At 65.4% G+C, this 12,207-nt stretch carries 12 protein-coding genes; 8 read left to right on the top strand and 4 right to left on the bottom strand.

The features are described 5' to 3' along the window. Positions 1–63: 63 nt before the first annotated feature. Complete coding sequence (locus ACZ9AQ_RS14340; RefSeq protein ID WP_429204162.1) at positions 64–366, bottom strand: YciI-like protein; 303 nt, start codon at positions 364–366, stop codon at positions 64–66. A gap of 217 nt (positions 367–583) precedes the next feature. Here ACZ9AQ_RS14340 and ACZ9AQ_RS14345 point away from each other — a divergent pair, with 217 nt between their 5' ends. From ACZ9AQ_RS14345 to ACZ9AQ_RS14370, 6 genes are all read left to right on the top strand, one after another. Beyond that, positions 584–1,522 (top strand): alpha/beta hydrolase, encoded by a 939-nt coding sequence (locus tag ACZ9AQ_RS14345; RefSeq protein WP_429204161.1) that lies wholly within the window; start codon positions 584–586, stop codon positions 1,520–1,522. A gap of 363 nt (positions 1,523–1,885) precedes the next feature. Then, a complete protein-coding gene (locus ACZ9AQ_RS14350) occupies positions 1,886–2,902 on the top strand; it encodes a BMP family lipoprotein (protein ID WP_429204159.1) in 1,017 nt (338 codons plus the stop codon). 95 nt (positions 2,903–2,997) lie between these two features. Further along, positions 2,998–4,527 carry an ABC transporter ATP-binding protein gene (locus tag ACZ9AQ_RS14355; RefSeq protein ID WP_429204157.1) on the top strand — a complete coding sequence of 510 codons (1,530 nt, stop codon included), beginning with the start codon at positions 2,998–3,000 and terminating at the stop codon, positions 4,525–4,527. After that, entirely contained in the window at positions 4,524–5,627 is a 1,104-nt protein-coding gene (locus ACZ9AQ_RS14360; RefSeq protein ID WP_429204155.1) for an ABC transporter permease, read from the top strand. Before ACZ9AQ_RS14355 ends, ACZ9AQ_RS14360 begins: the two co-directional genes overlap by 4 nt. A gap of 3 nt (positions 5,628–5,630) precedes the next feature. Further along, on the top strand, positions 5,631–6,596 hold the full coding sequence (locus tag ACZ9AQ_RS14365) for an ABC transporter permease (RefSeq protein WP_429204153.1): 966 nt from the start codon (positions 5,631–5,633) through the stop codon (positions 6,594–6,596). Between the two features lie 275 nt (positions 6,597–6,871). After that, positions 6,872–8,488 (top strand): methyl-accepting chemotaxis protein, encoded by a 1,617-nt coding sequence (locus ACZ9AQ_RS14370; RefSeq protein WP_429204151.1) that lies wholly within the window; start codon positions 6,872–6,874, stop codon positions 8,486–8,488. A 49-nt stretch (positions 8,489–8,537) separates the two neighbouring features. Here ACZ9AQ_RS14370 and ACZ9AQ_RS14375 read toward each other — a convergent pair whose 3' ends face one another. Together ACZ9AQ_RS14375 and ACZ9AQ_RS14380 are read right to left on the bottom strand one after the other, a co-directional pair. Then, complete coding sequence (locus ACZ9AQ_RS14375; RefSeq protein ID WP_429204149.1) at positions 8,538–9,413, bottom strand: MipA/OmpV family protein; 876 nt, start codon at positions 9,411–9,413, stop codon at positions 8,538–8,540. Between the two features lie 62 nt (positions 9,414–9,475). Further along, on the bottom strand, positions 9,476–9,970 hold the full coding sequence (locus tag ACZ9AQ_RS14380) for an Hcp family type VI secretion system effector (RefSeq protein WP_429204147.1): 495 nt from the start codon (positions 9,968–9,970) through the stop codon (positions 9,476–9,478). A gap of 123 nt (positions 9,971–10,093) precedes the next feature. On the opposite strand from ACZ9AQ_RS14380, the gene ACZ9AQ_RS14385 reads away from it, so the two are divergent. Together ACZ9AQ_RS14385 and ACZ9AQ_RS14390 are read left to right on the top strand one after the other, a co-directional pair. Beyond that, on the top strand, positions 10,094–10,633 hold the full coding sequence (locus ACZ9AQ_RS14385) for a lysozyme (RefSeq protein WP_429204145.1): 540 nt from the start codon (positions 10,094–10,096) through the stop codon (positions 10,631–10,633). Then, a complete protein-coding gene (locus tag ACZ9AQ_RS14390; protein WP_429204143.1) occupies positions 10,630–11,100 on the top strand; it encodes a hypothetical protein in 471 nt (156 codons plus the stop codon). The genes ACZ9AQ_RS14385 and ACZ9AQ_RS14390 overlap by 4 nt, the downstream gene beginning before the upstream one ends. Before the next feature lie 31 nt (positions 11,101–11,131). Here the strand turns inward: ACZ9AQ_RS14390 and ACZ9AQ_RS14395 are convergent, their stop codons facing one another. After that, entirely contained in the window at positions 11,132–12,193 is a 1,062-nt protein-coding gene (locus ACZ9AQ_RS14395; protein WP_429204142.1) for a S1/P1 nuclease, read from the bottom strand. Positions 12,194–12,207: the final 14 nt, after the last annotated feature.

The following is a 12,207-nucleotide window of genomic DNA, read 5'->3' on the forward strand; positions in this document are numbered from 1 at the left end:
TCCCCGGCAATGTTCTACAAGCCGGGAATCTTACTCCATGTCGTGTGTTGATCCGGCAAGAACTCAGGCAGGCTTGAGGGGATTGCCCGCCAGGTCGCCGACGACCGTATTCCACTGGCGCACGTGGAAGGCGCGCACCAGACCGTGCGTGACGTAGGGGTCTCGCGCCGCGAACAGCTGGACCGGTTCGGCGCTCGCGCAATCGAACACCAGCACCGCATGATCGGCCGGTTCGGCCAGCGCGCCGGCCAGGACCAGCTCGCCGCGCTCCTGCGCTTCCCAGGCCAGCTTCAGGTGTCGATCGCGGAATTCGCCGCGCCGTTCGAGGTAGTCGGGGGCGAGGTCATAGGTGAGCAGATAGTGCACGGCGTCTCCAGGGGGCATGGGATGAATGTGAATGCCCATCGTAACCGCAATTGCCGCAATCGCCTGATCGGCACGCCAGCGCGCCAGCGGAACCCCCGCACGACGGCAGCGCCCGATGTTGGCTTAAAACAACTTTCTGACCCATTTCGCATGGCCCGACCAACAGTGAGAGGTGTCAGACGAAACAAAACTCAGCGGCTGGCGTAGACTGTCAGTCATGGATATGTCGAAGAAAATGGCGGCAGGGATCACGGGCGTTGCCAGCATGCTGTGGCTGGGGCTGACGGCGGCGGTCGCCGCCAACCAGCGCCGTCTGGTCTTCAATCCCACGCTCGAGCGCGAGGTGAAAAGCCCGCGCAGCAGCGGCCACCGCACCCGTCCCGTGGTCTTGCGCGCCAACGACGGCACCCGCCTCTCGGGCTGGCTGATGACCCCGACCATTCCCGGTCCGCGCCCGGCGGTGCTGTATTTCGGCGGCCGTTCCGAAGAAGTGTCCTGGGTCGTGCGCGATGCCGGCAAGCTGTTCCCCAACATGACCGTACTGGCGTTGAACTACCGCGGCTATGGCGAGTCGCAGGGCGTGCCGGCCGAGATCCACATGATCGAAGACGGCTGCCTGCTGTACGACTGGCTCGCCACGCGCGGCCAGGTCGATCCGCACCGCATCGCCGTGGTCGGCCGCAGCCTGGGTTCGGGCGTCGCGGTGCAGGTCGCCAAGGAGCGCCCCGCCCATTCGGTGGTCCTGATCACGCCCTACGATTCGATCCTGGCGATCGCCAAGCGGCGCTTCCGCGTGATGCCGATCGAATACATGCTGCAGCACCGCTTCGAGTCGATCAAGTACGCGCCTTCGCTCAAGGCGCCCACCTATGTGCTGCGCGCGGCCAGCGACGACGTGGTGCCGCACACGCATACCGACCTGCTGGTGGCCAAGCTCGGCCAGCTGGTGGCCGACGACGTCGTGCCCGGCTCCGACCACATGAACATCCCTTACCTGGAAGCGACGCAGGACATGATCGCCGGCTTCCTCACGCGCCAGTTCAGCCTGCCGGTAACGCCGGCCGCCGCGGCGGCCGTCGCCGACGCAGTCGCCACCGCCGAACCACCCGCCGAGGCGGTCCCGACGCCCGCCGATTTCGCCCTTGCCACAAAATAATTGCTAAAGTTGGCAGCAGTTATATTTCCAACGAATAAATTGGCAAGTAAAATCGTATTTGTCATCAACTTGCAGGTTGATGCATATTTGACAGCTTGCGCTGGGATGGCGTGAGTTTGCGCATGTTTTTGCTCACATCAGCCAGATCGACTCTCCAGCCTGTTGTGGCCGTGCTACACGGTTGCCCTTCTGCTGAGAAAATGATCGCCAGATACAAACCGTAACCTCCTGCGGATCGCCGGACTGACACAATCGCACAGCGCGATGTGTCGCCCCCGCCATGCCGCTCGAGGTCGCAATTGCGCAGCCCTACCATCGGCCACAATGCCGCATGTACAATATCGCTATTCCAGGAGCCCATTGATGAAATTTAAGCAATTCAGCATGACCATCGCGGCGCTGTGCGTCGCAGGCAGTGCGGTCGCAGCGCCGGCAGCAGGCCCGATCGCGCAGCCCAAGCTCGGCATGGTCTACGATGCGGGCGGCAAATTCGACAAATCGTTCAACCAGTCGGCGTTCGAGGGCCTGCAGCGCTTCTCGAAAGAGACCGGCGTCAAGGTGTTCGAAGTCCAGGCCAATAGCGATACCCAGGCCGAGCAGGTCATGCGCGGCCTGGCTCGCAAGAAGGTCGACATGATCGCCGCCATCGGTTTCTCGCAAACCCAGGCCGTGCAAAAAGTCGCCCGTGAGTTCCCGAACGTGCGCTTCGTGCTGATCGACAGCGTGGCGCAAGGCCCGAACATCGAATCGGTGATGTTCAAGGAACAGGAAGGCTCCTACCTGGTCGGCGTCGCCGCCGCCATGGCCTCCAAGTCCAAGAAGCTCGGCTTCGTGGGCGGCATGGACATCCCGCTGATCCGCGCCTTCGCCTGCGGCTACGGCCAGGGCGCCAAGGCCCAGGCGCCGAAGGTCGAGGTCGTCCAGAACATGGTCGGCACCACCGCCGCCGCCTGGAACGACCCGGCCAAGGGCGGCGAGCTGGCGCGCGCGCAGTTCGCGCGCGGCGTCGACGTCGTGTTCGCGGTGGCCGGCGGCAGCGGCATGGGCACGCTGCAGGCGGCCAAGGAGCGCGGCAAGCTGGCGATCGGCGTCGATTCGAACCAGAACTACATGCATCCGGGCACCATGCTGACCTCGATGGTCAAGCGCGTCGACGTGGCGGTGTACGACTCCTTCATGGCCGTCAAGAACGGCACCTGGAAGTCCGGCGTGCACCACAAGGGCCTGAAGGAAGGCGGCGTGGACTGGGTGCTGGACAAGGACAACCGCAAGGTCGTCACGCCCGAGATCGAAAAGCGCGTCAACGCCGTGCGCAGCGACATCATCAACGGCAAGATCAAGGTCATCGATTACCGCGCAGGCAGCAGCTGCCCGGTCTGATCCTTTCATTTCCATTCAAAGCGCGCCGCGCCGGCTCCAACCGGCCCGGCGCGCTTTTGAATGATAAAGACACTTCATATTTACGACAGACCGCAATGCAGCCAGCCGTAGAATTTCGCAACATCAGCAAGGCCTTCGGGCCCGTGCAGGCGAACGCCGACGTCAGCTTCTCGATCGCCAAGGGCTCGATCCATGGCGTGATCGGCGAAAATGGCGCCGGCAAATCCACCCTGATGAGCATCCTGTACGGCTACTACCACGCCGACAGCGGGCAGCTCGTCATCGATGGCGTCGAACGGAAGATCCGCTCCAGCCAGGAAGCGATCGACCTGGGCATCGGCATGGTCCACCAGCACTTCATGCTGGTCGAGAACATGACCGTGCTCGATAACGTGATGCTCGGCGCCGAGGGCGGCTTCAAATTGTCGAAGAAGCGCCTTGAAATCGAGGCCAAGCTGCGCGAGATCTGCACCCGCTACCGCCTCGACGTCGATCCGCTGGCGGTCATCTCGACCCTGTCGGTCGGCGCCCAGCAGCGCGTCGAGATCCTCAAGCAGATCTACCGCAGCGCCGAGATCCTGATCCTGGACGAGCCGACCGCGGTGCTCACCGCGCAAGAGATCGCCTCGCTGTTCGACATCCTGCGGCTGTTCAAGGAACAGGGCAAGACCATCATCCTGATCACCCACAAGCTGGGCGAGATCATGGAGATCACCGACCAGGTGACCGTGATGCGCGCAGGCCGCGTGGCCGGCGCCGTCGCCACCCGCGACACCTCGAAAGAGCAGCTTGCGAACATGATGGTGGGCCGCCCGATCGAGGGCAACCTGCCGCGCAAACCGCACGCGCCCGGCGCGCCGGTGCTGCAGGTCGAGGGCCTGGAATTGAAGGACGCCAATGGCGTCCAGCTGCTGGCCGACGTCTTTCTCGACGTGCGCGCCGGCGAGATCGTCGCCATCGCCGGCGTCTCGGGCAACGGCCAGAGCGAGCTGATGGAAATCCTGGCGGGCATGCGCCTGCCGACCTCCGGCACCGTGACGATGGAAGGCGCGCCGCTGCCCTTCGCCGGCCGCGCGAACGCCGACGGCCTGCCCGCGACCTTCCGCGACCTCGGCATCGGCCACGTGCCGGAAGACCGCCTGCGCGACGGCGTGATCAAGGATTTCTCGGTCATGCAGAACACCTATTTCGGCTACCAGGACCGGGTCACCAAAGGCCTGGGCCTGTTCGACTTCGACGCCATCGCCAGGCGCTGCGCCCACTTGCTCGAGGCCTTCGACGTGCGTCCGAAAGATCCCGATGTGCGCATCGGCCTGCTCTCGGGCGGCAACCAGCAGAAGGTCGTGATCGCGCGCGAAGTCTCCGCCGCGCCCAAGCTGATGCTGGTCGGCCAGCCGACCCGCGGCGTCGACATCGGCACCATCGAGAGCATCCACACCCAGCTGCTGCGCCTGCGCGACGAAGGCGTGGCCATCCTCCTGGTGTCGACCGAGCTGGAAGAAGTGCGCGCGCTGGCCGACCGCATCGTCGTGATGTCGGGCGGCCGCGTCACCGGCGAACTCCATATTGACGAATTCGACACCACCCGCATCGGCCTCCTGATGGGCGGGATGCACAAATCATGAAAACGACTGAACTTCCCCGCTGGGCTTCGGGCTTCGTCCTGCCGGTCCTGAACCTGTTGTCCGCGCTGCTGGTCGCCGCGCTGGTCATCCACCTGCTGGGCGAGAGCCCGGTCGAATCGCTGCAGATCCTCGTGGGCAGCGCCATCATCAATCCGGAAGGCCTCTCCTACACGCTGTTCTATGCCTCGACCTTCGTCTTCACCGGCCTGGCCGTGTCGATCGCGATGAAGGCGGGCCTGTTCAACATCGGCGCCGAAGGCCAGATGTACCTGGGCGGGCTGGGCCTGACCCTGGCCATGCTGGCGTTCGATTCCACCCTCTCCGGCTGGCTCCTGATCCCGCTGGCGATCGTCGCCAGCGCCCTGTTCGGCGCGGCCTGGGCCTTCCTGCCGGGCTATCTGCAGGCCAAGCGCGGCAGCCACGTGGTGGTCACGACCATCATGTTCAACTTCATCGCCGCCGGCCTGATGAACTTTATCATCGTCAAGTACCTGATCCCCGAGGGCGACCAGAACCCGGCCAGCCGCGTGTTCTCGGACGCCGCGGCGATCCCGCAGCTGTCGACCTGGCTGCCGTTCTTCGGTGAGAACACCCCGCTCAACCTGGCCTTCATCCTCGCCCTGGTCGCGCTGGCGATCTACTGGGTGGCGGTGTCGCGTTCGAGCTGGGGCTACAAGCTGCAGGCGACCGGCCTGAACGCCCACGCCGCCCACTATGCCGGCGTGCGCATCAGCCGCACCATCATCGTCGCGATGCTGATCTCGGGCGCCCTGGCCGGCCTGGCGGCGGTGAACTCGATCCTCGGTTCGACCCACTACCTGAGCCTGAACTTCCCGGCCGGCGCCGGCTTCATCGGCATCGCGATCGCGCTGATGGGCCGCCAGCATCCGGTCGGCATCCTGCTGTCGTCGGTATTGTTCGGCGCGCTGATCCAGGGCGGCTTCGACCTGTCGCTGGAAAAGCCGAACATCCCGCAAGAGACCTTCATCTTCATCCAGGGCCTGATCATCCTGTTCTGCGGCGCCATGGAAAACATGTACGCGCCGGCGCTGCTGAAACTGATCAACGCAACGCGCGGCAACAGCGCACGCAAGGGATAAGCCATGGAAGACTTCCAGTTCGCCAGCATCGTCGTCTCCACCATCCGCAATGCGCCGGTGCTGATCTTCGCGGCCATGGCCGGCCTGTTCGCCGAACGCAGCGGCGTGGTCGACATCGGCCTCGAAGGCAAGATCCTGGCCTCGGCCTTCGTCTCGGCCGGCGTCGCCTATACCTACCAGGACCCGTGGATCGGCATCGCCGCCGGCATCCTCGCCTCAGTCGCGCTGGCCCTGGTCCAGGCCTTCGTCGCGATCACCCAGAAGGGCAACCAGCTGGTGGCGGGCATCGCCATCAATATCGCGATGAGCGGCCTGACCTTCGTCGTGGCCCAGTACTTCTTCCAGCAGGGCGGCCGCACGCCGGACCTGGGCGAGGCGCGCCTGTCGACCGTGGTGCTGCCGGGGTCGGAACTGGTGGCCGACATTCCCGGCCTGGGCTGGGTCTGGACGCGCCTGATCGGCGGCCACTCGCCGCTGGTGTACTTCGCCTTCGCCCTGCTGCCGATCGTGCACTGGGTGCTGTTCCACAGCCGCTTTGGCCTGCGCCTGCGCGCCTGCGGAGAGAACCCGCACGCGGCCGACGCCGCCGGCGTCCCGGTCCAGCGCACCCGCTACACGGCGATGATCATCGCCGGCGTGCTGTGCGCGTTCTCGGGCGCCTACCTGTCGATCGTCCAGAGCGGCTTCTTCTTGCGCGACATGTCGGCCGGCGCCGGCTACCTGGCGCTGACCGCCCTGGTGTTCGGCAACTGGCGTCCGCTGCACACGGTGCTGGGCTGCATGATGTTCGGCTTCTTCGCCGCGGTCCAGATCCAGATCGAAGGCGTCGACCTGCCGGTCGTGGGCCGCATCCCGGGTTCGCTGATCCAGATGATCCCGTACATCGTCACCGTGGTCGTGCTGGCCGGCCTGATGGCCAAGTCGGTGGCGCCCAAGGCGCTGGGCAAGCCCTTCGTCAAGTCGCGCTGAGCGACCGCCTCGCCTGCCCGCGCTCGCGGGCAGGCGGCCTTCTCCTCCTCCTCCTCCTCGATTCCCCTTCCCGCGCCGGCGCACCGCCTGCATCCAGCCGCCATGGACTGGGGTGACATCTGATCGTCACCTTGCCGCCACACTTCGTCGATATTTTGCATACAAAATGCAATGCTTCTCGGCATTTGTCCTAGAGTCTGAGAAAATACCTACTTTCCCCACGACAACTAAATGTTTGTCGTCGTTGCGGTTAGAATTTTTGCTATAGGAAAGTTATGACAATCGAGAATATCAAGTTGCGCAGCCTCCTGTTGGGCGGCTTCGCCACCCTGCTCGCGGCAATGGTGCTGCTGGTCGGCATCGGCCTGATCCAGACCAAGAAGGCGGAAAACCTGACCGACAAGCTCACCAACGAGAGCATGGAGCGTCTCGCCATGCTGCAGGAATGGCAGGCCATCATCGAAACCAACGCGGCGCGCACCATCGCCGCGATCAAGATGGTCGATCCCGGCGACGAGAAATTCTTCCTCGACGATATCGCCACCTCGTCCAAGCGCTCAGACGTGCTGCACAAGGGACTGGTCGAGAACCTGAAGGGCGACGCCGAAGCAATGGCCCTGTTCGCCAAGGTCGACGAACAGCGCGAAGGCTACCGCGCCGCGCGCAAGAGCGTGCTCGAAAAGAAGGCCGCCGGCGACGACGAAGCGGTGCGTCAGTTCCTCGCCACCGACATGCTGCCACGCGTGAAATCGTATATCGACAGCCTGCGCGCGATCGTCGCGTACCAGAAGAAAGTGGTTGAAGTGGACGCCGGCCTGATCCACGATGGCTTCGCGACCAGCCTGAACCTGCAGATGTCCCTGGCCGCGATCGCCCTGGTGGCCGGCGCCGCCTTCGCCTGGTGGATCGGCCGGCGCATCACCGCGCCGCTGGAAGAAGCCGTGGCCGTCGCCCAGACCGTCGCCCTTGGCGACCTGAGCAGCCGGATCGTCGCCCGGGGGCGGAACGAGACCGGCGCGCTGATGGGCGCCCTGAAGGACATGAACGACAACCTGGTGGGCATCGTCGGCCAGGTGCGCAGCGGCACCGAGACCATCGTCGAAGCCGCCGACCAGATCTCGGCCGGCAACCTCGAACTGTCGTCGCGCACCGAGCAGCAGGCCGGCGCGCTGGAAGAGACCGCGTCGTCGATGGAAGAACTGACCTCGACCGTGAAGCAGAACGCCGACAATGCGCGCGAAGCCAATACGCTGGCGCAGACCGCCTCGCAGGTGGCGGGCCGCGGCGGCGAGACCGTCGGCCGCGTGGTGCAGACCATGGACGCGATCAACGATTCGTCGAAGAAGATCGTCGACATCATCTCGGTCATCGACGGCATCGCGTTCCAGACCAATATCCTGGCCCTGAATGCCGCCGTGGAAGCGGCGCGCGCCGGCGAACAGGGCCGCGGCTTCGCGGTCGTGGCGAGCGAAGTGCGCAACCTGGCCCAGCGCTCGGCGGCGGCGGCCAAGGAAATCAAGACCCTGATCGGCGACTCGAGCGCCAAGGTCGAGGAAGGCAGCCGCCTGGTGTCGGACGCAGGCCACACCATGCAGGAAATCGTCGACAGCATCGGCCGCGTCACCGCGATCATGTCGGACATCGCCATGGCCAGCCAGGAGCAGTCGGCCGGCATCGAACAGGTGAACCAGGCGATCGCCCAGATGGACCAGGTGACGCAGCAGAACGCGGCGCTGGTGGAAGAAGCGGCGGCGGCCTCGACCTCGATGCGCGAACAGGCGCAATTGCTGGCGCAGCTGGTGTCGACCTTCCGCTTCGAGCCGCAAGCGGGCGGCCGTCCTGCACTCAAGCATGCCGGCCGTCCGGCGCTGGCGATGCGCCAGGCCGCCTGACGCCGACGATTCGTGTCTCCGTTTGACGCCGGGCTGGTCCCGGCGTTTTTTATGGCGTGACCGGATCGACCGGCTCGTAGCCCGCCGCGCGGCGGCTCGAGCGCGCCAGGGTCCAGGCAAAGCCGATGCCGGCCGAGGTGCCGGTGTTCTTCAGGTGCAGCGGACTGTCGCGGTTGGCGCTGCCGGCATACGATTCAAAACGCACGAAGCCGAACAGGCGCAGGTCGGGATTCAACTGGCGCGTGGCAAACAGCCCGACGCGGGTGAGCATCAGGCCGGCGTCGGCGTCATAAGCGGCGCGTGCGGCGTTGGCGTACTGCGGCTGCACCTCGTAGAAATAGCGGTTGATGCGCTTGTCGCCGAACACGACCGAGACATTGCCCTCGACGCTCCACAAGCGGCGCTCGCCGCGCGTCTCATACGCCAGCTTGGGCTCGAAGGTCCAGCCCTGGCGCCGCAGCCCTCCCCTTGCCTCGATCACGGCGCGCAGCGGCAGTTCCGCGCGCAGGCGGCTACGCATCTGGCTGCCCCCGTCGAAATCGGCCACCCGGATCTTCAGGCGCGGCCCGAACTCGAACAGGGCGCCCAGGTCGGGCATGCCGGCGCGGATGTCGACGTCGTCGGAGTCGGACGGCAAGGCGCCGGCCAGGCCCACGTCGAACTCGAGCCGGTCGGAACGGAACAGGCGCGCCCCGATGCCCGACTGGTCGGCGCGCAGGATTTCACCGCGGTACAGCAGGTAGGGCACGGGCAACACGCGGTTGTTGCGATCTTCGGCGCCGGGATAGGCAGGCGCGGTGAGGCCGAAGGCGCCGAGACCGAATTCCCACAGCGGCAAGTCGGCCGGCTCGGACGACTGCGCACCGGCGTGGAGGGAGGGAAGCAGGCATACAGCCGCAATGGCGGCCTTGAAGGTGGGATGCATGGGGCCTCGGGGTCTGGTCGGGTTCACCAGATTCTAGCCGAGGCCACCGCGCAGGCGCGCAATCATGCCGCGATGCGGTTGGCGGCCAGGTCCCAGCCACCGACCGTGCTGCCGCCACCGCCGCCGGCGATTTTCTGCTGTGTATAGCGCCATTTGATCTTGGAATATTTCAGGCTGACGTGCTCATCCAGGATGGCGCCCGGTTCGATGCTGGGCTCGACGGCGCCGATCAGCACGTTCTCGAGTTCGATTTCGAAGTAGCGGATCGGATTGCCGCTGCCATCGGCCCGCATGAATTCCAGCTTTGCTCTGGGAATTGTTTTCCCCATCGCGCAATATTGCATGAGGATGGGACTCGACAGATCGGCCAGCTTACTGAGCGCGATCTCGCGCAGTTCGGCGCGTTCGGCCGTGTGCCCGCCGCTGGTCGACGCGGTGGCGCTGCGGGGCTGGCGGATCCCCCAGTTCACCGAAACGCACTCGATCCAGTCCTTGTGCTTGTCGTCTTGCGACTCGCCTTTGATGCCGTCGATTTGCAGATACACGTCGATTGCCATGTCAACCTTCTGATGAGAGCGCTCATTATTCAGCGGCCCCGGCGCCGATCGGTTGAGTGCACTCAACCGACCTCGGACGGCCAGCCGGTAAATTGAAGATCCGCGGATTGGCGGAGAGCGATCATGGGGAACGGAAACACACGACAAGGCACGGCAGGCGTCAACGACCATCTCGGCATGAGCACTGAAGCGCGTGCCCGCATGCGCAAGCGAGAAGTGGACGTCTATCACTACTATGACGACGGCGGGCGACCGGGGGTAGGCCATTGCACCTGGGGTCCGGGCATTCTTGCACACCGGGGGCCATGCACCAAAGAAGAACTGGGACGCCCCGTCAGCCAGGCCGAGATGGATGCCGAATTCGCGCGCCGGGTCGCGCGGGCCGAACGCGAAGTGCGCAACGGCGTACGCAGGCAGCCGCTCACCCAGGCGCAGTTCGATGCCCTGGTCAGCCTGGCCTACAACGCCGGCGCGCGCGGCAGCAGGGGCACGTGGAAGCTCGTCGAAAAGGGCGATATGGCGGGGGCCGCCATCAATATCAAGAAACTGACCAAGACCACGATCGATGGCAGGCTGGTGGTCGCACGCGGCCTGGTCTCGCGCCGTGCCGAAGAAGCGGCGCCGTTCCTGGCGCCATCCCGATCGAACCAGGATCCCGCATGAGCTTACGCACCCTCGCCTGCCTGCGGCCTGCCGCAATCCTCGCACTTGCTGCAAGCGTGCTCCTGCCTGCACTCGCCGCCGGGCCGATCAGGCCGAACGATGACATCCTGGGACAATGGCGCATCACCCGGATGCTGGATGCTTCGAACGTCACGGCGCTCGACGACCGGCAGGCCGCGCGCCTGGTCGGCAAGCTCTTCGTGGTCGAACCGGGCATGGTGTCGATGGATGGCGAAGTGTGCGACGAGCCCGAGTTCACGCGCCACTATGAAGACGCGGTGCGCTACCTGCGCGAAGACGCGCATGCCTCATCGTGGAAACTGGGCCTGCCCCTGACCGTGACGGTCATCGACCTGTCCTGCACGGAAGCGCTGGTCAAGGGTCACGACCACATCGTGGTCCTCTGGAAGGGCGTGTTCTTCGACGCGGTGAAGCGATCGCCTGGCCTGCCCGGCCAGGCGAAGTAGGCGTTTCATCGCCCATGCGCGCATGTAGCTGTTACGGCCAGATCGCCTGCAGCATCGCCGCCAGGTTGTAGCCGCCCTTGATCAGCTGGGTCTTGGCGATCTCGGAGCTCGGCACCGGATAGTGCTGCGGCACCTCCAGCGCGAAGGTGTAGTAGGTCTCGCCCTTCTTGCCGGTCTGCGGGGTCAGGCTGCCCGGCACCACGTCCTTGTAGGCCAGCTTGGCCGACACCAGGCCGTCCTCGACCCACTGCACCGGCCAGGTCGAGACGTCGCCCTGCGCCCGCTTGAGCTGGGGCTGGCTGGCGACCGCCACGTCGGCGAACTGCTCCGGCGTGCGCGTCTTGATGCGGCGGAACGCATAGTCGACCGTGGTGCTGTCCCAGTAGGAGTGGAACGGCTTGGTCAGCGCCGCCGGCACGCCTTCCTTGACGACCACCGGCTCCCCTGGAGGAATCACGCCGTCCGACAGGGCGGACAGGCGTGCGTTATCCAGCAGCAGGTTGTTGCCGCCGCGCGAGTCGAAGACCAGGGTCTCGTCGATCTCGGCGCGGTTTTTCGGCACCACGAACTTGCCGTCCCTGGAAACAAACGCCGACCCCACGTGCAGCGGCTGGTGGATGTCGCCGGCGAAGTGGGCCAGCAGGATCAGGGCCTGGCGCTTGGTGAACTTGTGCGGATTCAGGGCGGGGTCAACCTTGCCCTGCAGGACGGCGATGCACTGCTCCAGCGTCTGCACGATGTCGACCTCGCTCGTGCCCACGCCATGCTCATGGTAGTGGTCCAGCTGGAACGGGACATTGGTGTAGTGGTATTCGCCGTGGCGCGGATTGCCGGCCACATACTCGACCATCTCGGGCGTCTGCGGGCCGCAGAACGTGCCCTTGACGCAGTCGGCCCAGTTGGCGACCGAGGCCAGCGATTCGCCCGGCTGCAACAGCTGCGCGATTTCCTTGTGCGCGTTGCTGCCCTTGAGCAGGCGGTCGGCGATGGCGCCGATGGCGCGGTGGCCGTCGCGGCCCCAGGCGGCGGCGTCGGGCGCGGCCACCGATGCGAAGACGCCGGTCAGCGCCAGCGCGCATGCGAGTTTTTTCATGGTGATTCCTTGTC

The organism is Massilia sp. UYP34 (assembly GCF_056279385.1).